This is a genomic window from Candidatus Bathyarchaeia archaeon (genome assembly GCA_035283685.1).
Lineage (GTDB): Archaea > Thermoproteota > Bathyarchaeia > Bathyarchaeales > Bathyarchaeaceae > DATETJ01.
Map to the genome: position 1 here is coordinate 540,544 of DATETJ010000009.1, position 22,923 is coordinate 563,466.

Sequence of the window (22,923 nt, forward strand, 5' to 3'; positions counted from 1 at the left end):
ATGACTACTGTCACGTTGGTGTATCCTTTTTTTCGTCCAAGCCCTGACAAGTCGATTTTCAGGTTTCCTCCCTTAGGTCCGGCATATATTGTGTCGTATCTTAGACACCACGGAGTCTCAGCTAGTCTTGTTGACTGCACGTTCCTTACAGAGAATGAAGCTGTTGATCGTGTACGAAACTCAGAGCCGAAGATTGTTGGCATTTACTCCATGTTTTCAATGAAGACTCCGGCGTTGCGTATGGCCAGACTTCTGAGGGATCACTGTCAGATGCTTGTGGCTGGTGGTCCTCTTCCAACTCTTCGCCCAGAAGACTTCATGGAGGAATTTGACATTGCCGGAGTCGGCGAGGGTGAGAAAACTATGCTAGAGTTAGCTGAAGCAGTTGAGGGGGGTCGTTCTCTTTCAACTATCAAGGGAATTGTCTACAAGAAAGAAAGAGCCAGCGAAAGCAGCATTGTGCACATGTCAGCAAGAGCGTTCATTCAACACTTGGATGGGCTTCCCTTTCCAGCTAGGGACCAGTTTGACAACGACGCTTATATGAAACACTACAAGGAGAAATTCGGCTACACTGTAACATCGGTAATAACTTCTCGCGGCTGCCCTTTTCAATGCGACTTCTGCAGCAGAGCTGTTTTTGGACACAAATTCAGGACACGATCCGCGGCGAACGTTGTTAACGAGATGGAAGATGTAAAGTCGCTCGGCTATGAGCGAATATGGTTCTCCGATGACTGTTTTACTCTCAACAAGAAGCGGTTGCTGAGCATATGCGACGAATTAATTCGCCGCCGATTGGACATCGAGTGGGAATGCTTGTCAAGAGTTGACACAATAGACATGGAAACAGCGCAGAAGATGAAACGTGCTGGCTGCGTCCGCGTGTTCTTCGGACTTGAATCTGGAAATGACGCTGTGTTGAAGCTGATGCATAAGCGGGCCTCAGTCAAGGAAGCAAAAAGGGCGGTGCTGACATCAAAGACCGCAGGAATAAAAGTTGGAGCCTTCTTCATAGTCGGCTACCCAGGGGAAACCGACGAGACAATTCTGGATACTTTACGTTTTGCTTCTTCTTTACCCCTGGACTATCTGTCATTCAGCGTGCCCTACCCTATCCCGGGTACATCTCTTTACGATAGGGTGAAAGACAGCATTGAATTTGAAGATCTAAATCAGCCAAAGCATCTAAGCGTGACCGATCACAAATTGATCTACAGATCTTCTTTTTCCGAGGCAAAGTTGAAGTTGGCGATTGTTAAGGGTTCGGCGCAGTTTAAACTGAGAAAAAAGTTAGGCGATAGAGGCTACAGGTTTCTTGGGGCGCCTCTTGAGCATTTGACAGATTATGCTTTCAGGCTTTTGCGGTGACCGGTTTCTTCTCAGTTTCGAAGCCTGTTACTTGGAGTTCTTCGAGCATTTTTCTTATGCTTGTAATAGGTCTGTCTTCGGCGTCGCTGATGGGTTGCTTTGCAGGTGGACTTTGCATGTATGTCGGGATTCGTTTGGATATCCTTTCTTCGTAGGTGGACACCAGCTCGTTTTGGTAGAAAACGCCCATTGGTATCTTGTCATCCCATTCCTGTGCCTTGGTCAACGCTGAGATGTACTTTTCGAAGGCTTCTTCTGGTTTATGCACCATTCCATCGTAGCCCGTGTCTTCAAGCTTGTATAGTCTGGGCGTGGGTTTGCCGGTCTGCGGGTCGACGCGGTCTTCGCCTCCGTACCATTCTTTGGTGTTGATATCATTGTAGGTGGGGCAGGGCTGCTGAATGATGAGGACGGCTAGACCATGGTGCTGAATTGCCTTTTTGATCGTGTCTTTTAGATGGCGAACATCGTAAGCGTAGCTTCGGGCAATGAAGGTGTAGCCTGCTGCCAGTGCCAAAGCGATCGGGTTTATGCCTTCGTTTATATTCGGTTTCGGAAGTGACTTCGTTCGTAGGTTAAGCTTTAATGTGGGTGATGCTTGCCCTTTTGTCAAACCGTACACACCGTTGTCGTGAATTAGCACGGTCATGTCGATGTTTCTTCTGCCAGTGTTGACAAAGTGTCCAGCGCCTATGCCGAGGCCGTCTCCGTCGCCCATGACAGCGATAACTTCCAAGTCAGGTCTGGCTAGTTTGGCTCCGATGGCGAAGGGCAGTGTTCGTCCGTGCAATGTGTGTACGCCGTAGGCATTAACGAAGTGGGGTGTTTTGGCGTGGCATCCAATTCCTGAAAATACGGCTACCTTCGAAGGTGGCAACTGCAAGTCAACCAGCGCCATTTGAAGCGCTGAAAGGATGCCGAAGTCTCCGCAGCCTGGGCACCAATCAACAAAGACCGGAGTGCGGTAATCTGTGAGTTTAAGTGCCATTAGTTAGCACCTGCCTTTTGGGCGCTTTATCCTGCATAATTAGCTTCAGAGCCTCGTACACCTCGTCGCTGGACATTGGTCTGCCGTTCCACTTGAGCACAAAATAATCCATGTTTATGCCGGTGTTTTCTGCGATGATGCCAGCCAACTGAGCGGTGTAATTGCCTTCAACCATGATTTTTTTCTTGGCTTTATTCAGCCCTTCAGCAATGTATTCTTTGGGCAATGGGTGAGGCATGCGCACTTGGAGGAAACTCATTTTGTATCCTTCTTGACGCAATCTTTCCATAGCTTCTAATACTGCGCCTTTGGGTGAACCCCAGCTAACGACGGTCGTAGTTGCTTCTGCGTCTCCGAAGAGGCTGACTCGCTCATGCACAGGAATCTCTTTGTCTGCGGTTTCCAGTTTTCTCATGCGTTTTTCGTACATGCGGGCTCTCATCACTGGCTCTTCACTGATATGCCCGAGTTCGTCATGTTCGTCGCCTGTGTTCCAGAAGACTATGTTTGGAGTCCCCAGCGGCAACCTGTCAGACACGCCTGACTCTGTAATCAGATACCTCTTGTACTCTTTTCCTTGAACGTCGGCTTCGGCGAGCAGTTGCCCTCGCTCTATCTTGATAAGGCTCTGGTCGAACACTTTGCAGCTCTTGTTACTGTTAGCCAAAGCTTTGTCAATCAAGTGTATGACAGGTGTCTGGTAGCGTTCGGCGTAGTTGAAGGCTCGCGCAGCGTCATAGAAGCATTCCTCGATGTCTCCTGAACTCAAAATGATGCGCGGGAATTCGCCGTGAGCCGCATGAAGTGCAAATCGAAGGTCACCTTGTCCATGGCGAGTAGGCAAACCTGTTGCTGGAGCGCCTCGCTGATAGTATGTGACTACAACCGGGACCTCGCTGTTGCCAGCCCAGCCCAGCCCTTCAACCATCAACGAAAAGCCTGGACCAGAGGTGGCTGTTGCAGCCCTAACGCCTGTTAAAGCTGCGCCTGACGCCATGTTGATGGCTGAAATTTCATCTTCTGTCTGCATTATTAGTATCGAGCCGCCTGCCTGTCCAACCCCAGACTGTTCAAGTTGAAGGTTTTCGTTTTCTTCCAAGTATTCGCTTTCATCAGCTGCGGGCGTAATAGGATAATATGTTTGCAGTCGACAGCCGCCTACAAGCTTGCCTAAGGCAGCAGCCTGAGTGCCCTGTAAGAAAATGCGCTTCTCGTGAGTAGGAACTGCTTCCAGTTTGAGCCCGAAGTCATCAAACTTCTGTGTGGCGTATTCGTAGACCTTGTTCAAGGCTAGCAAGTTCATCGAGATTATTTTTGGTTTGTCGCCGAATATCATTCTGATAGCTTTCTCAACGGGTGCTTTGTCGAAGCTGATCAATCCGAAAGATGCGCCTAAGGCGAGAACGTTTATCATGCGCGTTAGTCTGCTAAGTTTCTCCTCCCCAACTTCTGAGGCGACTTCCTTCAGCAAATCCATATACGGAACCGCGTAAGTGCGCACATTGCTTTTTGCAGCTTCTTTGAGAAGGTCGCCCACTGTTTCAGGTTTAATGCCCTTTGCGTCGAGAGTTCTCCTGAATTCATCTATAAATGGCTGAGGCCATGTTGGTATATCAAATATCCTTGTGCTCAACGCTTCTGCATCACAGATTACGCCTCCGCCGGGTGCTACCTCCCAAATATGGCGAACAACGCTTTCAGCGTCAAAAGCGCAAAGCAAATCAACACGGTCGACATCAGCCACGACTTCTTTCTTAGAAACTCTAATGTGGAAGTAACTGTGCAACCCTTTGATGTTGCTATGGTATTCCCTTTTTCCATAAACATGGAGTCCACCGTAACAACACGCTCTGCCAAAAATATTAGCTGCAGAGTCAACGCCGCTTCCCTGCGGTCCACCCGCCATCCATACTAACTCGTCCTTCAACACATCGCATCAACACCTATACGCATTTTTCACTGAAACGAGGAGTGGCGAACCCTTTATCCACCTGTGGTAACTCGACTTCCAATGCAGCACTCGCAACTAGTCGTTTCGCCACAGTAAGGACATCGACACTCGCAGTTGTCAATGGGATAACCGCAAAGCTCGCATTCAACTTCAGACAACCCAAGTTCCTCCTCAACAATTTCTCAACAACATACATTGGTTAAATAGTTTTCCCAACCTTCAAATCGTATCATAGCATCGGTCAGACAAGAGGTTCAAGTGCCCCTTTCTCTCAAACAGCCAAAGTCGGGTCTTTCAAAATACCGCGTCACTCGCTCCTTGATCTGTTACTCATAATTAGCTGGGTTGACTATAATTTCTGTGGCTTATTTCTTGAACGGCTCTGGAAAAAATACGGCTTTCTTGGTGATTTCAACTGAGCAGGTTCCAGTTTTTCTGCACCATTCTTCGCATTTCACAGCGGTTTCTCTGTCTGAATAGCCGAGACCACATTCCTCACAGAGGTATATGGTCTTACTATCGACCTTCCTTTCTTTAACCAATGAAAACTCCTTTCTTTAGATCAAGTATGACGATTTTGCCTTTATCTCTGTTCCGTCTAGAAAAGTCGAAGAGGTCTTGGTAGCCCGAGGGGATTCGAACTCCCATTTTCAATATTGACTGCCTTGCTCATCTTGCATCCTTCTCCGAGGCTTTCCCACGTGTCAATATGTGCTTAGCCAAGGTTTTGAAAGTCAAAGGCCTGTAGCGAACTGGGTCCCGAAGACTTATGAGGTAGTGTTCGATTTTGTCAACTTCCAAGAACTCAGTTTGCTTCAAATATTTAACTAACGCCACGTAGGACGAATAGTCTTCGTGATATGAAACGAGCATTCCATCATAAGCTAAGCCAGTTCCTCGTTCAAACATAACAACGTTGAAGGGACCTTTCCCAAAGCTTTCCTCAACCACCTTTCTGGCTAACTCAGTCTTCTCATCTGATACATTCTTGATTTTGACGAAAGTCAATGCAAGAAGCTCGTATCCAAGTTTGGCAAGATCAGGCATAGCCGTATATTCCCTAATGTATCCCTCTTTCTCCAGTTTCGTCCTGATTCTGCTTACTGTGGGTTGAGAGACACCGATCTTCTTGGCAAGCGCCCTATCGCTTATCCGCCCATTAATCATAAGTTCGGAGAGAACCCTCAGCGCAATATCCCTAACTCTTTCTTTCATTCTGAAGCCCTCATTTTCGTGCTCCATGAGAACTGACGAACTTATGTTTTTCGTATTGGTAGCCCGGGGGAGATTCGAACTCCCGTCGGCGGGTCCAAAGCCCGCCATGCTTGTCCACTACAGTCGGCGGAAAGGTTTTTCCTCTTCCCTCCACCGGGCTTTCCCGGGCTAGCCAAACGAAAATGGGTTGTCTCGTTCTTATGGTTTTAGCTTTTCGTTTCTGTCACTGGATCGGGTGATCGGATTTTGATCAAGCTTCAACTCCATCGTGAACACATGGATTTTGAATATAGAAGACTGTTTCGGAAACCTTTATAGCAGTCGGAGGCTTCTGTTTGCCGAATCTTCGCCATGGAGACCCAAGCCTTTGCACATGCAGAAAGAGACTCAGGGCGTGCAAACCGTGTACAGATTGACCGACAATGAGCTAGGCGAGGTGCTAGGCGAAGCCGTAGTCTCTGAATGCGAAGGCGGAATTCGATTGCATGGCATATTCGTGAAGCCAGAGCACAGGGGAAGAGGCCACGCACGCAGCTTGATGGAAGCCGTGCTCAGCCTAGACCAAACCAAGACAGTAACACTGTGCACCGGGCTTGGCAACATAGCCTTCTTCAAACTGTTCGGTTTTGAAGTGACCGAGACTGGCGAAAGCCTAGTCACAATGCAGAAGCCATCTTAACCGCAGCATTTCTACGTGAAAGTTGTCGCCACAACCAAGTTACCGTAACTTCTATGTGCCTGACCGGTTGGAACGGTTTATAATTTCCACCTTAGCGTAGACTATTGCGTAGGTTTCATGTTTGGGAGTCAATCTCACGCCGATTATCGTTAAGACAGTGCTCAGATTGGATGATTTGAGAGGCAGAAGCTTCGCAGTTGACGCCAACAACTACCTCTACCAGTTCTTATCGTTGATCCGCATGCCGGATGGCACGCCTCTGCAGGATTCGCATGGCAACATCACATCGCATTTAACGGGACTCATGTTTCGTTCAACTCGCCTCATGCACGACTACGACATGCGGTTAATCTTCGTTTTCGACGGGCTTCCGCCCAAACTTAAGCACAACGAAATCGTGAAACGCCGCAAGATGCGAGAAAAGGCAACTATTGAATGGCAGGACGCGCTGAAAAAAGGCGACTATGCAACAGCCTTCTCCAAGGCAGTTATGACAAGCCGTCTAACTCAGCCACTAGTCGAAGATGCCAAACACCTGCTATCGCTGCTGGGCATACCATTTGTGCAAGCCCCAAGCGAAGCCGAAGCGCAAACTGCAGACATGGCGATGAAAGGTGACGTCTGGGCCGCAAGTAGCAAAGACTACGATTCACTCTTGTTTGGCGCGCCACGCCTACTACGGTACTTGACCATCTCAGGTCGCGAGTTCCTCCCAAGCAAGGGCATAAGCCGCCCCTTGAAACCCGAACTCATTGAACTCGACAAGTTTCTAGGCGGCTATGGCATAAACCGTGAACAACTCATCGACGCTGCGCTTCTAATCGGCACTGACTTTAACGCAGGAGTCAAAGGCATCGGACCCAAGACGGCTCTGAGCCTAATCCAAAAACACGGCACCATAGAGCACCTTCCAGATGACATCAAACTGAAGCTAAATGAACAGAACTACCAAGCTGCCCGAAGCTTCTTCCAGCAACCAGAGGTCACCTCGGACTACGATTTGAAATACACTGAAATGGACGAACACGGGTTGCACAAGTTTCTCTGCGAACAAAGAGACTTTTCACCAAGCCGAGTCGAAACAGTAATTCAAAGAATGAAAGCATTCTACACGAGGAAAAGGCAAGCAGACCTGAGAGAGTGGTTCAAGACAAGTCAGCCTAAGAACTTGATTTTTGGCGGCTCCACCGGGAATTAAGCCCCTCGCGATGAATTCGATTCGCCTCAACAAACTCCCTTTTTTCTGTTTAGAATCCAACGACGGATCCATCGTCAGTGGTTGGTTCACCTGAAGATAAGGGTTCAGAATACGTGAAACTCCTGATTTGATGACCAGGCAAAAAAAGGGAAGATAGGGGGGCGAAGCTGCATCTGTTTTATGCCGTAGGCTCAACTATCACTGTGACTGCCATTTTGGTGTTCGGGTTGCCGTAGGGTCCAGACACGAAGCTTAGTTCAGCATAGTAGACTGCTTTTGTGGTTGATGTGTGGGCGGATTTCTCATACCACTGCACGTAGCCTGATAGTATCATCTTCTTCTTGGTGTCATAGAGCACAATTACCGGCCAATAGTTAACTGACTGGCCTGCTTCGGCGACTACGTCGTCCAGCATTGATGGTTTTATGGATACTGGTGTGTAGAGTGTGGTTCCTTTGCTGAGCCAGCTTACTTCGTCGAGGCTGATTCCTGTTATCTGGTGGCCATAGCTGTCCCAGACGTTCCAGTCTAGTTTCACTAAGCTTTCAGTCTGCGTGTGTTTTATGTATCCTGTTATCGCGCCTGCAAACGAGTACGTGTAGGTTTGTCCTGCGGTCAGCATTGCTACTCGGTCTGGTTGCATGAAGTAGTACCACCATGAGCCGAATGCGTCAATCTGGTTTAGCATGTGTCTGAAAGCATAGGTTTCTGGTGTGACCACTATCTTAGTTGGGTTAGTCTTGAATGCTGAGAATGGCCAAAGTATCGGCAGTCCATTTTCCTGCAGCCACACAACTCCTAGGTGTTGAAGTAGTTCAAGTCCGCGTGAGTTTGGCTTGGCGCTCACAATTGCTTCTGTTGTGGACCTTGGTGCGTAGGCTACTGAGGTGTCGGTCCAGACGTACTCGTATTTTGTTAGTAAGTACTGGTAGCCTAGCATTGTCTTGTCGCCGCGGTGTACAAACAGGTACACATCTGCTACTGAGACTGGAAAGTCGAATACCAGCTTGCCTTCGGCGTTTGTTGTGCCAAGCTTCTTGAACCTCCACTGGGGTTCGGGTGTTGGCGCTGGTGAATGCTTGAATATCCATTCGCTGCCCGGTCCAAGACCTATGATGTCGCATGACTTTATCTCATTCTTGCCATCAGTATCAGTGTCTCCGATTATTGTTCCCGCCAACATGCCTTTTGTCTCAGTTATCGTCGCTTCTTCAGCGTATCCTGTCCCGGTCCATGTGATAATGTGTACGTTGCCGCCTCCAGCCACGAATTCCACGGTTCCGTCATTGTCAGCATCGCCCATGTCCACCGCCTCTATGACGCTGTACTCCGCGGGCCATTTGCCTTCCCAGACTTTCTTGTACATCAGTCCATCCCATTCGAACAGATATGCTGCTGCTCCAACGTAGCCTGGGTAGTTGTTGCCTACGCCGATTTCTGGAGTGCCGTTACCATTGAGGTCTCCGACAACAACGCCATAAGGAGTGCCATAGAATGGACCACCGTAAACCAGCTCCTGCTGCCATTGTCCAAGCAGTGCATCCCAGTGCAGTGCCCAGACTCCAGACGTGTTGTAAGCGCTGCTTGAAATCACTGCCACAACTTCAGTTTTTCCGTCGTTGTCGATGTCTCCGCTCCACACCATCGGATTCTCCATCCATTCGAAGCCTGAGAGAGCCCATCGAGCCTCTTCGACGAAATGACCAGCCTGCCAACCGAGCGCTATGACATGATACGGTGTGCCTCCCCAAGGAGCATTTGCCACAAGCACCTCGCCGACTCCATCGTCATCGTAATCACCCGTGTATACGTCAAAGACAAAGCCGCCGAACCAATGCTCAAGCTTCGAGAGGTTTGTGCCATCCCATTTGTATGCCCAGACTCCATCGTTTGACCCTGAATAAGCCCATGACATAACCAGTTCAAGTTGGCCGTCTCCATCAAGGTCCAGCATGGTTGCTCCCGATGGCGAGTTCATCGAGCCTCCTCCTTCGGTCCAGCTGAACTCTTCGATGTAGGTGCCTAATGCGCGGTTGTACGATAAGATGCGCGCTCTGCCGTTGCCAGGGGTTTCGTAGCCACCAACTATGACCTCGTTTATCCCGTCTTTGTCAAGGTCTCCTATGGGCTGCGCCATCTGTGAATGTCCGTAGCCTCCATAGGTTTGGCTCCACTGTGCCTGCCAGCCAGGTCCCATGTATTTTCTGTAGAAGCCGTAGACATCTGCTCCTGCCAACGGTTTATTGCTGTTGTACTCATAAACATCTAGTGTTATTGTTGGAGCTCTCACCCTGAAGGATGCCTGTAGGTTCTTGACAGTCGCTTTGTATGTGCCAACATCGAACCGTCTCACTATCCACGATAGGTAAGTGTACTCTCCCGGCGCCAGTGTAACATCGCTTAAACCTTCGAGGGCTCCACTGACATACATTTGCACAGTTGTTGTTCCTGGCATCCAGCCTACGTTCTTTATGCCAGCTGAAACAGTGCGATCAACGTACCATAAACCAACCACTGGGTCAACCGTCAAGTCCCAGGCAACGAACTTGGGATGAGGAACTTGAATCTTAGCTACCCAGTTGACTGAGTTGACAAGCATGGCTTCAGCATCATCGTGCCAGTAGGAAAAGTCAGTGTAGTAAGTGTTTGCGTGCATTGAGAGCAGAACCCATTTGTTGCCTGCGTCCCTGTTGACTTTCACTATACCTTGAGAATCCATGTAGTCGTTGTCGAATCCCCACGCACGGTACCCGACCCCAGCCACCGTTTTGACTGTTCCTATGTTTGCTGTGTAGCCGTCGGTCACGCCCATGTAGTACGCGTGCGTCTTATAGTAACTGCCTGTATCATGGATGATTTGGTCTCCTATGTTCCTGCCGGGCGCGAGATCATCGTCAGTTGCTGTTAGTTTGTAGTAATTGTATTCGGCGTCCCAAGCATAGGATTCGAATCTCATTGTTGGCCATCCTAGATAATTCCAAAGCAGATAGCCTCCTGTCTGCGACACCCAGCCTTGATCGAGCCATACGACGCCCACACCATTAGTGTCAGTTGCCGTGATGAAGTCTTGGAACGTCATGAAGTCAACATATTCCCAGTAGCCAGGGAAGTTCACAACTATTGTTTGATAGTTTGGCACGTCTGAAATTATCTGCGACATCCTATCGAAGGCGGTTACCAGGTAACCTCTCTGTGTCAGGAAGTCTGAAACCTTATTATTGTAGTCTCCGACAACTGCGACTGCGGGTGGCTGTTCCAGGCTGAAGTCTAACGTTGTTGTTTGTCCTTCAAGAACCGCTATGCTGGTTGCAGTCTGACCTGCGAATCCATAGACTGATGCTTTGAAGTCGTAGGTGCCAGGCGGAATCGTGATCATGTAGTAGCCGTCGTAGTCGGTTTCATCTCTGATTGGAACAGGAACATCGAGCGCTTCAACTAATGCTCCTGGGATGCCGATTCCAGTTGGTTCAAAGCGAACGTGACCTGCAACGTATCCAGGCGGGACCGGCGTCAATGCAGCATTGAGTGTTGTGAACTGATCGGGGTTCACAACAACGTTTGTCACAATGTTATCGTAGTAGCCGAATCTTGAGAAGGTTACACCATATGTTCCCGGCTGCAGACGAATCTGATAGTAGCCGTTTGCGTCTGTCAATACTTTGCGAGTGCCAACCTGTACTTGCGCCTTGTAGACAGGTTGACCAGTGGTCGTATCAGTTACTGTTCCCACAATGCCCTGAGGAAGAGCTACCATAACCGTGGCTTCAAATGCGTCTATTCTGCCCCAGCCGTATCGAGTGTCAGGCTTGCTCGGATAGTAGGTGTCATACCAAACCGAAGTGTCTTGCAAGGCTGTTCTCAATTCATCAGGATTGAGCGTTGGGTTTCCAGACAGCATCAGAACGGCTGCACCTCCAACATGAGGCGACGAAAAGCTCGTCCCTCCCCAGTAGATGTATTGATTTCCAGGGACTGGAACTATCACATTCTCTCCTGGAGCCGAAACATCCGGCTTTACCCATTGGTCAGGCCAGTCGTCTGGGGCTGTTGGAAAATCGGTCTTTTGAATGACTTCGCCGCTGCTCCAGCTTGGAACATAATCATTTACATCTGTGGCACCGATACCGAACGTCTCAGGATAGTTACCTGGGCTGCCACTTGATCCTTCGCCGCCGTTACCGATTGACGCAATGATGAAGTGTCCTGCAAAGTATATGTTTCGCACAACATCAATCAGTTCAGTGCGATATCCGAATGCACCCCAACTGTGGCTACTAACTCGTGGCATCGGGTAATGGTTACCATATTCATCGTACGGGTCGAGAATCCATTCGAGTCCCGCTAGCACTTGCGGGAATGATCCGCCGCCTCCGGGCAAGCTTAGAGCGTGCATGCCGAGACCTTTAGCGCCTGGAGCCATTCCCACAGCGCCAAATGGTCCTTTAGAATCGCCTACAATAAGACCGTAGGTTGCCGTTCCATGAATCCAAGTGTCGTGTGGAACCGACCCTGACACCCAGTACCCATTGCTGTCGAATTCCGCCCATCCACCCGGATAGGTCGGGTCATTTGGGTCAGCCGTGAATAGGGTGTCAGCCAAATCCTGATGGGTAATGTCGACGCCTGTATCCTCTGTTGCAAACTTCATGCCCTCACCAGTGATTCCCAGTTGTTCCCATACGTCTGGCGCTCTTACTTTTTCGATGTTCCAAGTCGCCATGGCTGGATTGTTGGTGTCAATCTGCCTTGTACCTTGATCCTCTGGCACAGTTATCCTAAAGTTCATAAGAACCTTTTCAACAGTTGACAATGTTGCTACTTCTTTTATCGTGTCCACGTCAGCTTTGACCAGAATCAAGTTGGCAAGCCAGAAAGTGTTAAGGATTTCAGTGTTCCTTTTCAGCCTGAGGTAAGTTATCACGGGCTCCTGAGTTCGGGCAGCCTCAGTTTGAAGCAGGCTAATCACGTTATCACGATCAAATTTGATGGATCCAAGGTCCACGTCCCATGCAACCTTAACCAAGGCTGTGAAACTTCCATCCTCGTTTGCTTTTCCAGCTTCCATTTGCTTTACCAAGTTTGGATCAATTTTAGCCAAAGCTTCAGCTGAAATAGACTGTTGAGGTTGTAGCGTCACCAGAATCGATGCGAATAAAATGGCAATAACAATAGCCCCTGTTAACCTCTTAGATTCCACTTTTCTTCTCTCCTCGATTGCGTATAAGACACCTTAAAGGGTGTCAATAATCGTCAGAGTGAAACATAAGAAATAAGATTGCCTTTAACAGATACACGTCGAAAAACGCGACCTAACCATTCAATTCATACATCTATCCGTAGAATTGCAAGGAGTCCATCTCGCCAAGAGAAAACGCATCATTTAAACATTGAAAATGTCCAAAATCAGACAATCGTAAACTGGATTTTGAAGTCAAAGCAGCAACACGATTTAAAAAAGGCAATTTGAAATGCTTTATTGCAGATTCGCAAACAATCAGCGATAATATAAGAGCGAACGAATTCTAGTTGCAAGATATGCGGGGGCATCCATGAGAAGAATTCTGATAATCGCTATTGTCACGTTTTTGACCATTGGGACCGTGGTTGCTGTCGCCTACTCTGGTCTCATCTCACTCGGAGAACCCGACCTCAAGCTTGCTTTTGAACCTGCGCCTCCGTGGCGTCTAAGGCCCTTGGAAGCTCTTGAAATAGACCTAGGAGTTGAAAACAACGCTTGGACCCTTGCAACGGCAAAGGATGTTCGTGTGACAATTGAACTGCCTGAAGGCTTCTCGGCTTCTGGGAGCACAACTCAATGGCAAAAGGAGTACGGAGCCATTAGAGGCGGGGAGAGCAGAGGAGACACCCTAAGTCTAGAAGTGACCAGTAATGTACGGGTGGGTAACTACACAATTTCTGTTAGGTTGCAGGCTGCGAACACTCGCGAACAAGTCTTACCTATCACCGCCATCATAGAGCTACCTTACATCCCGTAGTATATGGCAATCAACTATTCTTCTTTTACGTTCACAAGCCAATAGAGCGCGCTATTCTAGAAGCCCTAAAAGAAATAATCCGAACTCGGGGACTCAACCCAGAGAAAATTCTAACAAGAGAAGCCCTGACCGAACCACACAAAACCATAATTGATTTCCAAGAAAGAAAAAACAGCCAACTCGAAATCCTAAGCAGAGCTCTCAGAGACCTCATACGCCAAGAAACAGCTGTGCAAATCCGCTCAGTAGAAGGCGGGTCCGCCGGGAATTGAACCCGGGACCCCCGGGTTTCTTCGCAAAGATAGCACTATGCGTAAAAGCCCGGTGCTCTGTCCTTGCTGAGCTACGGACCCTCCGCCTACTCTGGTTTAAGAAGCATGATTTAAGACTATTTCTTAAAGCTCTCGCAGCTGGTGGAAAGCTTAAAACACAAGAACAAATATCTGCAGTGTTACCCGAATTGAGCGCTCCGGTAGTATAGCCCGGTCAAGTATTCCGGCCTTTCGAGCCGGAGACGCGGGTCCGAATCCCGCCCGGAGCACCATCAAACAACCGTATTCTTCTTTGCTTTCTTCTTGTTCGTTCTGATCTGTGTTGTATGGCGCCTTGAGCGTAGCCTAGATTTCTTCAGTTTGAGTTTCTGAACGTGGCTTAACAGTTTGATTTTTCGTTCTCTTCTCATAGCTTCAGCTCTTGAATCGAATTCCTCAACGTGAACAACCCTTAGCGGTTTGTGAATTTTCAGGTAGCGAGCGCCTTTTCCATTCGTGTGCAGTTTCACTCGCTTGTCCAAGTTTTTGGAGTACCCTGTGTAGAAGCTGCCGTCGTCGCATTGAATGACGTAGACGTAGTAGGGCATCCAGCAGAACTAGAGCGCCATCACTTCTTTAGATTTTTCATGTGGGGTTTCAATGTGTATGAGTGTAGGACAATAGTACGAAAAAACTTATTAAATATTAATATTCCATATAGTCTTGATGGCCAGAGGCTTGAGCAACCTTGATTGAAAGTCTTCACGTGTGCATTTATGAAAGGTGCGGCAAATCATTCACTGCACCTGTACGCCTAACCGATCTGTCCCACAGGCCTCGCTCAGAAACCTATTACGCATGCCCATACTGCTTCTCCAAAATGGACGAGTGTGAACATGATGTCGCTGGAGGGCTACGACTCAGACATGGAAGCCATGAAATCGCCCTTGACGACAGCCTACGCAGGAACACGAAAAGCGCAGCTCTGAAGGAGATTGGCAAAGAAGCTCCTGCCACGGATTGTCCTCATCAAGTGGGCTACTTGAAAACCCGCTCTAAAGATCAAGCTGTTCCCGATACTTGCCTAACATGCCCGAAGATTCTGCAATGCATAGTATAGCGCGATTACAAGATTGAAAATGAGTTAAGGGAGGGATGTGGGTGCGAGGCGGAGCAGTATTTCTGGCGTTCTTCCTACTGTTTACACTAGCGTCTCTGGCTGTGCCAGTTCCTCTCTTTCCCGGCAGCATAATTCACACTTTGTTCGGCTTGACCGTGGATTCCTACGCGCCTTTTGTCAGCGCATTAGCTAATGGAATAACTTACGGCTTGATCGTGTGGCTTGTTTTCTTCTTGGCTACTAGAAGGCTAGATGAATCAGGTGTTTCTGATTACAAAAACAGAAAAGGTCGCAGTCAACGAGGCAATAAGAAACGGGCTATTAAACAGTAGTTGAACCTGTCTTCTTTGCTATCTTTCCTGCAAATGTTCGATGTTCAGGGTCCTTCAACCGAAAGATTCTACTATGTAATGTATTCTACCACAATGAAGCCTCGTGGAACAGAGCGTGGAGCGGACAGTTTCAACATGGTTAAGATGCGGGAACCCACAGTCAAGGATAAGATTCAGAAACTGCGCCAATTACGTGATCAAGCAAGGTTAGGCGGCGGAAAAGAACGCATTGAAGAACAACATAAAAGGGGCAAGTTAACCGCGCGTGAACGAATAGAAAAGCTGCTTGACCCCAACACGTTTGTGGAACTCGACCCATACGTTGTTCATATCTGCGCCGACTTCGGCATGGGTGAGAGAAAAACCCCAGGCGACGGCGTAGTCACGGGCTACGGAACGATTGACGGCAGACTCGTTTACGTTTTCAGCCAAGACTTCACGGTGTTCGGCGGTTCATTAGGTGAAATGTTTGCCAAAAAAGTCTGCAAAATCATGGATTTGGCCATGAAGGCAGGCGCGCCAGTTATTGGAATAAACGATTCTGGCGGCGCACGTATTCAAGAAGGCGTGGCCAGTCTTGCAGGTTACGGCGACATCTTCTTCCGCAATGTGCTGGCGTCGGGCGTTGTTCCGCAAATCTCAGCCATTATGGGTCCTTGTGCTGGCGGCGCGGTCTATTCTCCGGCCTTAACTGACTTCATTGTTATGGTTGATAAGACAAGTCACATGTTCATAACTGGTCCAGAGGTCATCAAGACAGTCTTGGCTCAAGAGGTCTCGTTTGAGGAGTTAGGCGGAGCGAGAGTGCACAATCAAACCAGCGGGGTCGCGCATTTCATGGCAAGCAACGAGGAAGAGGGAATTCACATAATCAAGAAACTGTTCAGCTACTTGCCCAGCAACAACTTGGAAGACCCTCCAATAGTCGAGACAGGGGACGATCCGAGTCGTGTGGACGAACACCTAGCTGAAGTCATACCAGACGATCCAGACAAGCCATATGACATTAAGGAAATCATACTCAGCGTAGTTGACATCGGAGACTTCTTAGAAGTTCAGCCTTTGTGGGCGCCAAACATCGTCATAGGCTTGGCAAGATTGAACGGACGCTCAATAGGCATCGTGGCAAACCAGCCAAAATACTATGCGGGCACCCTAGATATTCATTCGTCAACGAAAGCTGGACGTTTTGTGCGTTTCTGCGACTGTTTTAACATTCCCGTCATCACTTTTGTCGATGTCCCAGGCTTCCTGCCAGGCGTTGATCAGGAACACGGTGGCATCATCCGCCACGGTTCAAAACTCCTCTATGCTTACATCGAAGCCACAGTGCCAAAAATCACGATTATCACGCGTAAGGCGTATGGCGGAGCTTACGTCGTTATGGGCAGCAAGCATTCAGGCGGTGACATCAATTATGCTTGGCCAACAGCTGAAATCGCGGTTATGGGGCCTGAAGGCGCCATTAACATAATATTCCGAAAAGAGATACGAGCCGCCAAGAATCCAGCTGGGAAACGTGCCGAGCTAGTCAGAGAGTACAGGGAGAAGTTCGCTAATCCTTACATTGCACAGCAGAAGGCTTACATCGATGACGTAATCGAGCCTAGTCACACGAGACCCAAACTGATATCAGCATTGGAAATGCTCAGCACTAAACGGGAGCCTAGACCGGGCAAGAAGCACGCAAATATTCCGCTCTAACCGCCTTGCATTGCTCTGGAAAACCTTTCGAAGTCTATGGCTTCTTCCCACTCGCTGATGCAGCCACCAGCGGGTATAAGGACAACAGTTGTTCTATCAGGAAGCGCTGTCTTGGGTTCACTCCGTACGTGAAACATCTGGTTCTTTTCATCATAGGTCAAGACCGCGACCTGTTTGTAGAATCGGTTTTCAATTGGATTGTAGACCATGTGTGCGAGACTTCCATAATCTGGTATGGGAAAGCCGCCTTTGCATTTTAGCAACCTGTCAGCTTCGCCTATAGCATCGATAATGTTAGCATTATCGGGAAGCGAGAGTTCAAGTTCTCTCCCTATGATCTTGTTAACTGAAGGCTCGTGAATAATCATTTTTATTCGTTTCATTTCAGAGCAGTTCCTAAGGTTTCCGCGACAGGCTCTTTCTTGATTTCCTCAGCATAGTTTTGCAGTTTCCCAATCTTCTCCGCTTTGTCAAGAGCGTCTTCGCTGCACGTGCCCCCACTCCTCTTGGGCGTTGATGTGAACCGCATCCACAATCACAAAAGCATTGTTCATTCATCTGAGAGCGATCTCCTTCGCTTTGAGGCTCTATTATTGGGAACCAAGCATTTAAGCAACAGTCAGCAGTAGAGCAAGCGTCAGGTCTAATCCTACAATCAATATTCCTTGTTCACAACACTTTTCATAACATGACGCAATCAGTTGGCAGGAAGGGGGAGTTTTGGGTTTTCTGGGATGCGTCGCGAAAAGTCTGCTCGTTTTGGCTGGCGCGTGCTGTGGTTTTGCCTTCGTTAGTTTTGCTTCAATGGGAAACACTGAGATTGCGCTGCTATTTCTTGCCGCCATCATGATCCCCGGCTCTATGATTGTATACGAGTATCTGAAACCCCAAGAAAAAGCTAAAAACGGGACAGCTAAGGAAACCTCCTCAATGCTGACATTATTACGCAGTCTAAACTGATTATGAGCTAACTTAAAATAGAGCCTCAAAATGCTTCTTTACATCTTCAACCCAGCGAGCCACGAACGCCCATGAAATCTGTCAAGATAACCGACACAACGTTTCGAGACGCCCATCAGTCTTTGATGGCAACACGCATGCGCACAGATTCCATGCTGCCCATCGCTGAAAAAATAGATCAAGTAGGCTTTCACAGCCTAGAAGCGTGGGGAGGCGCCACATTCGACGTTTGCATTCGCTTCTTGAATGAAGACCCGTGGGAACGCTTGCGCCAACTAAAGAAGTACATCAAGAAAACGCCATTGCAGATGCTTCTACGCGGGCAAAACCTCGTGGGCTACCGCAACTACCCGGACGATGTAGTCAGAAAATTCGTTGAAAAAGCCGCAAAGAACGGAGTCGACATATTCCGAGTGTTCGACGCATTAAATGACACCCGCAATCTGGAAACAGCTGTTAAGATGGTCAGGAAGGTAGGCGCGCACGCGCAAGGCACTGTCTGCTACACGCTTAGTCCTGTTCACACAGTGAAGCATTATCTGGGAATCGTGCAGCGCTTGGCTGAACTTGAATGTGATTCCATTTGCATTAAAGATATGGCTGGCTTGCTTTCTCCCAAGGATGCTTTCGATTTGATCAAGGCTTTCAAGAAGGAAGCAGGCCTACCTGTACAGCTGCACTGTCATTACACAAGCGGGATGGCGCTGATGACTTATCTGCGCGCCTGCGACGCTGATGTTGATGTGCTTGACACCGCTTTTTCTTCCCTCGCGGGTGGCACGTCTCAGCCTCCGGTTGAAACTATTGTTGCTGCGTTGCGCAACACGTCGTGTGACCCGAAACTTGACATGGAAATTTTGGTCGAAGTCGCAGATTATTTCAGAGGATTGCGCGAGAAGTATTTTGACCCAATTCGCTTGATAGATCCGATGGCTGAGCGCATCGACACGGGAATTCTGGTGCATCAGATTCCCGGTGGCATGTTCTCCAATCTGATCTCGCAATTAAGAGATCAAAACGCATCGGACAAGCTTGAAAAAGTTTTGAAAGAGGTGCCCCGAGTGCGCAAAGAACTGGGTTACCCGCCGCTGGTTACGCCTACAAGCCAGATTGTTGGAACCCAAGCAGTGTTCAACGTCTTATCTGGGAAACGCTACAGCATCGTGCCCAAAGAAGTCAAGGACTACGTAAGAGGATTGTACGGCAAATCACCTGCACACATCGACGAGGAAGTTAAGAAGAAGATTATTGGAGACGAGGAGGTCATAACCCAGCGACCAGCAGACCTGCTCAAACCAGAACTCAACACCATATCTGAAGAGACAAAGCAGTTCTTTGAGAAAGAGGAGGACGCCCTAACCTACGTGCTATTTCCTCAGGCAGCGCTCGAATTTTTCAGGAAGAGAAAAACCATGATCAAAGAAAGCCCCGCAAGTTTGCTACCTCCTCAGCTACGCCAAGAACTCGAGGAAATCGCCGCAGTGTCAACCGTGATTGCATCTTATCTGAAGGGCAGAGAGGAAATAGCAGCAGTAATTCCGACCAGAAAGAGTGGCAGATCCTCCCCGTGGAGCCTTGCAGGGAGACAAGAACTGACGAACCTGCGAGGCTAGGGCTGAGAGACAGAAACAGGTGCCCGCAATTTGAAACGCGAAATTACAGTTGATGGAAGACGGTACGAAGTTGAAGTAACCGATTGTCCAATTGGCTCGCCATTTAAGGTTAAGGTCAACGACAAGAGCCGTGAAGTGCTTCTGGAACATGAACTCAACCAGAAAAGTTTCAATTTGAGAATCGACAAGGAATCTTACTTGATTGAGCTGCCGACCCTTCTGAGAAACACGCCTTTTTCAGTCAAAGTGAACAACATACCTTTCAAGGTTGAAATAAAATCCTCAGCGCCGAGAATCACTGTTGCATCTCCCCATCCTGTTATGATGGAAATTCCGAAATCAACAAGGACCGCTGTGGAAGGAGCTGTTGTCGCGCCTATGGCGGGCAAGATCGTGTCGGTTAAAGTCAGGAAAGGCGACCAAGTCAAGATGGGCACGATTCTCTGCGTGCTTGAAGCCATGAAAATGGAAAACGAGATTACAGCGCCAAAAAGCGGAACGGTTCAAGAGATTCTGGTTCAAGCAGGCAAAGCCGTCAACGAAGGCGACGCGTTAGTGATTCTGAAATAAGGCATGAAAGCCGTCGCTATGATGTTCTCGGCTCAGAGTGTATGGTTATTTCTGAGAAGAATTCCCGTTTAGCCTTGCATATTGGACAGATGTATGGCGGCTCCTCGCGGAAGCAGACGTAGCCGCATTGCTTGCAATACCACATTTTCATCCGTACCTGAGAAGGCGCCTTGACCACTTTGGGAGTAGTTGCCGCACGTGCTTCAGTAGTCGTGGCGTCTGCGCTGGCTTGGTAGGCTCTGTTTTGTTTCTCTACAGGCCTCCTCTCTGGAACTGGCTGTACAGCCGTCTTGCCTTCATAAACGTCTTTTCTCACGAAAAGCGCGCAGTAGCAGCATCCGTATTGGGCAACGTCTGGGTCTCGGTAATCGCAGGGACAGATTATGTCTCTGTCAAACTCGAATTTTCCAGAGGCAAGTCTGCATGGGCATGATGGGTAGCCGTAGCGTTCCTCGTTGGTTTTGAGTCCTTCGAGAAGGTTGTTGAGGAATTCCTTGTCCGGATTTAGAAAGCAGCCGCTAGTTCTTGCGTCGGCTTCAGCCCGTGTTCGCGCTTGCTCCAAGGTGATCAAACGCCTAAAGCCTCGCTTAGCTTGTCTTTGCGAAATCCGGTGATCACAATCCTATCGTCGACGATAATGGTGGGATAGCTTGGTTCGCCGCCTCGCTCTGAAATGTCGTTTCTGATGTTTTGACGGTTTTTTTCGGTGCAGAGGTCAACATCAACGTACTCGTACTCAATCTTGTTTTCGCTTAAGTAGCGCTTTGCGAGTCTACACCAAGCGCATGTGCTTAAGGCGTAGAGAAGGATCTTGTGCTTCTTGTTTGTGCCCGAAACTTTGACGGTCTTCAGCTTGGCAGGCGTCATAGACTGAACCTCACGTATAACCAAGGTATTTGTTATTAAAGGTCTTCGGCTTGCCACACTAAACTCAAAAGACGGCTATTCCAGCCGCTTGATGACATGATAACCAAACTTCGTCTTAACAATGGATGAAAGCTGACCCTTCTGCAACGCAAAGGCAACTGTCTCAAACTCTTTCACCATCTGTCCCCTGCCAAAAGTGCTAAGATCGCCGCCACGTTTCCCAGAAGGACACAATGAAACTTCCCGAGCAATGTTGGCAAATTTCTCGCCTTTCCCCAAGCGTTCTAGTATTTTCCTTGCTTCTGTCTCGGTCTTCACAAGTATGTGGGAACAATGAACTTTGTCGGGCATACCGCAGAATGAAAGCCCAGACTCTTTATAACGTTTCCCTTGATGGGCGAAGGCTAGAAAATTGTAGGTGCTCGATAGTCTCCATAGACTTGACGCAATACTTCGCAAATCTCTCCTAAGGTGGCGTATTCTCTAACTGCCCCGATTATAATCGGCATTAGGTTATCGTCACGGTTCACTGCTTTTTGCAATCGATCCAAAGCGGCGTCAACCTTTCGGTTATCCCTTTTTCGTCTTAGCGTCTTCAGCGTTTCCACCTGTTTCTCCTCCACTACTGGGTTGACCCGCAGAGTCTTTAGGAGTGTCTTCCTCTCAGTTGCGAACTGATTCAAGCCCACTACCACTCGCTCGTTTGCTTCAATTTCTCGCTGATGTCGATATGCGCTTTCAACAATTTCCCTTTGCATGTACCCCTTTTCGATGGCTGCAACAGCGCCTCCCATTTCATCGATTTTGTCGATGTACTTAACCGCTTCTTCCTCAATTCGATTGGTCATAGACTCGATGCAGTAAGAGCCAGCTAGGGGGTCAACAGTGTCCGTTACACCGCTTTCGTAGCCTATGATCTGCTGTGTTCTTAAAGCGATCGTTACGGCTTCTTCAGTAGGCGTGGCATAAGCTTCATCAAACGAATTCGTGTGCAGAGACTGAGTCCCGCCCAGAACAGCAGCTAATGCTTGCAACGTCACGCGTATCACGTTGTTAAGTGGCTGCTGGGCGGTCAGAGCCACTCCTGAAGTCTGGGTGTGAAAACGCAGTTGCCACGAAGCCAGATTCTTAGCCTTGAATCTCTCATGCATTATTTTTGCCCATAAACGACGAGCCGCACGAAACTTCGCTATCTCTTCCAAGAAATTGTTCTGGGCTGCAAAAAAGAAGGACAAGCGACCAGCAAACTCGTCCAAGTTTAGCCCTCGCTCTGTCGCTGCGCCAACATAAGCTATGCCGTTGGCTAATGTGAAAGCTATCTCTTGGGGCGCTGTGGCGCCTGCTTCGCGAATGTGGTAGCCACTTATGCTTATGGTGTTCCATTTCGGCATGTTTTTGGCGCAGTATTCGAAAATGTCCGTGACCAACTTCATCGAAGCTTTTGGTGGAAAGATGTACAAGCCGCGGGCAACATACTCTTTCAATATGTCGTTTTGAACCGTTCCATCCAGTTTCGCTTGTGGCACTCCTTGCTTTTCACCCACAGCTGCGTACATGGCTAGCAACACCGTGGCAGGCGCATTAATCGTCATTGAAGTTGTAACCTTGTCCAATGGAATGCCGTTGAACAGGATTTCCATGTCTCTGAGGCTGCTTACGCTGACGCCCACCTTACCGACCTCACCCCGAGCGAGAGCTTGGTCGCAATCGAAACCCATCTGAGTGGGTAAGTCGAAAGCCACGCTAAGCCCTGTCTGCCCATGGTGAAGCAGATACTTGAACCGCTTGTTCGTCTGCTGAGCCGTTCCAAAACCAGCGTACTGCCTCATGGTCCAGAGTCGACCGCGATACATAGTCGGGTAAATGCCACGCGTGAACGGATACTCGCCCGGAAAAGCCACTTCTTTCGTGTAATTGACTTTTTCGATGTGTAGGGGAGAGTAAACCCGTTCCAACGGCAACTTAGAATCCGTTTCGAACTGTTTCTTGCGTTCAGCAAACCTTTCAAGAGTCTTGGCGAGTATCTCTCGTTTCCATTTTTCTTCCTGCACCTGAATACGTCTAAATTGCTCTTCGTTGAACATACTGATCCATCTCTTCGTGAGTGG

21 protein-coding genes and 3 tRNA genes are annotated in these 22,923 nt (G+C 48.6%); 10 read left to right on the top strand and 14 right to left on the bottom strand.

Going from position 1 to position 22,923, the window contains the following annotated elements; translation table 11 throughout:
- A complete protein-coding gene (locus VJ249_09460; protein HKZ94788.1) occupies positions 1 to 1,371 on the top strand; it encodes a radical SAM protein in 1,371 nt (456 codons plus the stop codon).
- On the opposite strand, the gene VJ249_09465 is transcribed toward VJ249_09460, so the two are convergent.
- The 5 genes from VJ249_09465 to VJ249_09485 form a co-directional block, all read right to left on the bottom strand.
- Entirely contained in the window at positions 1,355 to 2,359 is a 1,005-nt protein-coding gene (locus VJ249_09465; GenBank protein HKZ94789.1) for a 2-oxoacid:ferredoxin oxidoreductase subunit beta, read from the bottom strand. The genes VJ249_09460 and VJ249_09465 overlap by 17 nt on opposite strands.
- Complete coding sequence (locus VJ249_09470) at positions 2,349 to 4,286, bottom strand: 2-oxoacid:ferredoxin oxidoreductase subunit alpha (protein ID HKZ94790.1); 1,938 nt, start codon at positions 4,284 to 4,286, stop codon at positions 2,349 to 2,351. The genes VJ249_09465 and VJ249_09470 overlap by 11 nt, the downstream gene beginning before the upstream one ends.
- A 389-nt stretch (positions 4,287 to 4,675) precedes the next feature.
- On the bottom strand, positions 4,676 to 4,852 hold the full coding sequence (locus VJ249_09475; protein ID HKZ94791.1) for a hypothetical protein: 177 nt from the start codon (positions 4,850 to 4,852) through the stop codon (positions 4,676 to 4,678).
- A gap of 127 nt (positions 4,853 to 4,979) precedes the next feature.
- Positions 4,980 to 5,525, bottom strand: coding sequence for an Lrp/AsnC family transcriptional regulator (locus VJ249_09480; GenBank protein ID HKZ94792.1), 546 nt, complete (start codon positions 5,523 to 5,525; stop codon positions 4,980 to 4,982).
- Positions 5,526 to 5,581: 56 nt separating this feature from the next.
- Positions 5,582 to 5,685, bottom strand: a tRNA-Gln gene (locus VJ249_09485).
- Positions 5,686 to 5,793: 108 nt separating this feature from the next.
- On the opposite strand from VJ249_09485, the gene VJ249_09490 reads away from it, so the two are divergent.
- Positions 5,794 to 6,204, top strand: coding sequence for a GNAT family N-acetyltransferase (locus tag VJ249_09490; GenBank protein HKZ94793.1), 411 nt, complete (start codon positions 5,794 to 5,796; stop codon positions 6,202 to 6,204).
- A gap of 121 nt (positions 6,205 to 6,325) precedes the next feature.
- The gene (gene fen / locus VJ249_09495; protein ID HKZ94794.1) at positions 6,326 to 7,402 is read left to right on the top strand and encodes a flap endonuclease-1; all 1,077 of its coding nucleotides are present in this window, start codon (positions 6,326 to 6,328) and stop codon (positions 7,400 to 7,402) included.
- A 178-nt stretch (positions 7,403 to 7,580) separates the two neighbouring features.
- Here the strand turns inward: fen and VJ249_09500 are convergent, their stop codons facing one another.
- Positions 7,581 to 12,599, bottom strand: a complete 5,019-nt coding sequence (locus VJ249_09500; GenBank protein ID HKZ94795.1) for a S8 family serine peptidase — start codon at positions 12,597 to 12,599, stop codon at positions 7,581 to 7,583.
- Positions 12,600 to 12,951: 352 nt separating this feature from the next.
- Here VJ249_09500 and VJ249_09505 point away from each other — a divergent pair, with 352 nt between their 5' ends.
- Entirely contained in the window at positions 12,952 to 13,398 is a 447-nt protein-coding gene (locus tag VJ249_09505; protein ID HKZ94796.1) for a hypothetical protein, read from the top strand.
- Between the two features lie 253 nt (positions 13,399 to 13,651).
- Here the strand turns inward: VJ249_09505 and VJ249_09510 are convergent.
- Positions 13,652 to 13,751: transfer RNA gene (locus tag VJ249_09510), tRNA-Lys, on the bottom strand.
- A gap of 113 nt (positions 13,752 to 13,864) precedes the next feature.
- Here VJ249_09510 and VJ249_09515 point away from each other — a divergent pair.
- Positions 13,865 to 13,942 (top strand) — tRNA-Glu (locus VJ249_09515).
- Here the strand turns inward: VJ249_09515 and VJ249_09520 are convergent.
- A complete protein-coding gene (locus VJ249_09520; GenBank protein HKZ94797.1) occupies positions 13,943 to 14,257 on the bottom strand; it encodes a GIY-YIG nuclease family protein in 315 nt (104 codons plus the stop codon).
- Between the two features lie 140 nt (positions 14,258 to 14,397).
- Here VJ249_09520 and VJ249_09525 point away from each other — a divergent pair, with 140 nt between their 5' ends.
- The 3 genes from VJ249_09525 to VJ249_09535 all read left to right on the top strand — a co-directional run bounded on the left by VJ249_09525 (position 14,398) and on the right by VJ249_09535 (position 16,805).
- Positions 14,398 to 14,769: a hypothetical protein gene (locus VJ249_09525; GenBank protein HKZ94798.1), complete on the top strand. Its 372-nt coding sequence runs from the start codon at positions 14,398 to 14,400 to the stop codon at positions 14,767 to 14,769.
- Positions 14,770 to 14,810: 41 nt separating this feature from the next.
- Positions 14,811 to 15,101, top strand: coding sequence for a hypothetical protein (locus VJ249_09530; GenBank protein ID HKZ94799.1), 291 nt, complete (start codon positions 14,811 to 14,813; stop codon positions 15,099 to 15,101).
- A 144-nt stretch (positions 15,102 to 15,245) separates the two neighbouring features.
- On the top strand, positions 15,246 to 16,805 hold the full coding sequence (locus VJ249_09535; GenBank protein ID HKZ94800.1) for a carboxyl transferase domain-containing protein: 1,560 nt from the start codon (positions 15,246 to 15,248) through the stop codon (positions 16,803 to 16,805).
- Here the strand turns inward: VJ249_09535 and VJ249_09540 are convergent.
- Together VJ249_09540 and VJ249_09545 are read right to left on the bottom strand one after the other, a co-directional pair.
- Entirely contained in the window at positions 16,802 to 17,188 is a 387-nt protein-coding gene (locus VJ249_09540; protein HKZ94801.1) for a hypothetical protein, read from the bottom strand. The genes VJ249_09535 and VJ249_09540 overlap by 4 nt on opposite strands.
- A complete protein-coding gene (locus VJ249_09545) occupies positions 17,185 to 17,334 on the bottom strand; it encodes a hypothetical protein (protein HKZ94802.1) in 150 nt (49 codons plus the stop codon). Before VJ249_09545 ends, VJ249_09540 begins: the two co-directional genes overlap by 4 nt.
- 502 nt (positions 17,335 to 17,836) lie before the next feature.
- Here VJ249_09545 and VJ249_09550 point away from each other — a divergent pair.
- On the top strand, positions 17,837 to 19,378 hold the full coding sequence (locus tag VJ249_09550) for an oxaloacetate decarboxylase subunit alpha (protein ID HKZ94803.1): 1,542 nt from the start codon (positions 17,837 to 17,839) through the stop codon (positions 19,376 to 19,378).
- Between the two features lie 30 nt (positions 19,379 to 19,408).
- Positions 19,409 to 19,948, top strand: a complete 540-nt coding sequence (locus VJ249_09555) for a biotin/lipoyl-containing protein (protein HKZ94804.1) — start codon at positions 19,409 to 19,411, stop codon at positions 19,946 to 19,948.
- A gap of 16 nt (positions 19,949 to 19,964) precedes the next feature.
- Here the strand turns inward: VJ249_09555 and VJ249_09560 are convergent, their stop codons facing one another.
- The 4 genes from VJ249_09560 to VJ249_09575 form a co-directional block, all read right to left on the bottom strand.
- Positions 19,965 to 20,510: a ferredoxin-thioredoxin reductase catalytic domain-containing protein gene (locus tag VJ249_09560; GenBank protein HKZ94805.1), complete on the bottom strand. Its 546-nt coding sequence runs from the start codon at positions 20,508 to 20,510 to the stop codon at positions 19,965 to 19,967.
- 5 nt (positions 20,511 to 20,515) lie between these two features.
- Positions 20,516 to 20,815 carry a glutaredoxin family protein gene (locus tag VJ249_09565; protein ID HKZ94806.1) on the bottom strand — a complete coding sequence of 100 codons (300 nt, stop codon included), beginning with the start codon at positions 20,813 to 20,815 and terminating at the stop codon, positions 20,516 to 20,518.
- A gap of 75 nt (positions 20,816 to 20,890) precedes the next feature.
- Positions 20,891 to 21,166 (bottom strand): peptidylprolyl isomerase, encoded by a 276-nt coding sequence (locus tag VJ249_09570; protein ID HKZ94807.1) that lies wholly within the window; start codon positions 21,164 to 21,166, stop codon positions 20,891 to 20,893.
- 53 nt (positions 21,167 to 21,219) lie between these two features.
- Positions 21,220 to 22,899: a methylmalonyl-CoA mutase family protein gene (locus VJ249_09575; protein HKZ94808.1), complete on the bottom strand. Its 1,680-nt coding sequence runs from the start codon at positions 22,897 to 22,899 to the stop codon at positions 21,220 to 21,222.
- Positions 22,900 to 22,923 lie beyond the last annotated feature (24 nt).

Bases quoted from the DNA above. Each gene is read 5' to 3' on its own strand.
- VJ249_09460 (HKZ94788.1), top strand. From the start codon at position 1: ATGACTACTGTCACGTTGGTGTATCCTTTTTTTCGTCCAAGCCCTGAC.
- VJ249_09545 (HKZ94802.1), bottom strand. From the start codon at position 17,334: ATGCGGTTCACATCAACGCCCAAGAGGAGTGGGGGCACGTGCAGCGAA.
- VJ249_09505 (HKZ94796.1), top strand. From the start codon at position 12,952: ATGAGAAGAATTCTGATAATCGCTATTGTCACGTTTTTGACCATTGGG.
- VJ249_09520 (HKZ94797.1), bottom strand. From the start codon at position 14,257: ATGCCCTACTACGTCTACGTCATTCAATGCGACGACGGCAGCTTCTAC.
- VJ249_09480 (HKZ94792.1), bottom strand. From the start codon at position 5,525: ATGAAAGAAAGAGTTAGGGATATTGCGCTGAGGGTTCTCTCCGAACTT.
- VJ249_09550 (HKZ94803.1), top strand. From the start codon at position 17,837: ATGAAATCTGTCAAGATAACCGACACAACGTTTCGAGACGCCCATCAG.
- VJ249_09535 (HKZ94800.1), top strand. From the start codon at position 15,246: ATGCGGGAACCCACAGTCAAGGATAAGATTCAGAAACTGCGCCAATTA.
- VJ249_09570 (HKZ94807.1), bottom strand. From the start codon at position 21,166: ATGCCCGACAAAGTTCATTGTTCCCACATACTTGTGAAGACCGAGACA.
- VJ249_09540 (HKZ94801.1), bottom strand. From the start codon at position 17,188: ATGAAACGAATAAAAATGATTATTCACGAGCCTTCAGTTAACAAGATC.
- VJ249_09465 (HKZ94789.1), bottom strand. From the start codon at position 2,359: ATGGCACTTAAACTCACAGATTACCGCACTCCGGTCTTTGTTGATTGG.
- VJ249_09575 (HKZ94808.1), bottom strand. From the start codon at position 22,899: ATGTTCAACGAAGAGCAATTTAGACGTATTCAGGTGCAGGAAGAAAAA.
- VJ249_09565 (HKZ94806.1), bottom strand. From the start codon at position 20,815: ATGACGCCTGCCAAGCTGAAGACCGTCAAAGTTTCGGGCACAAACAAG.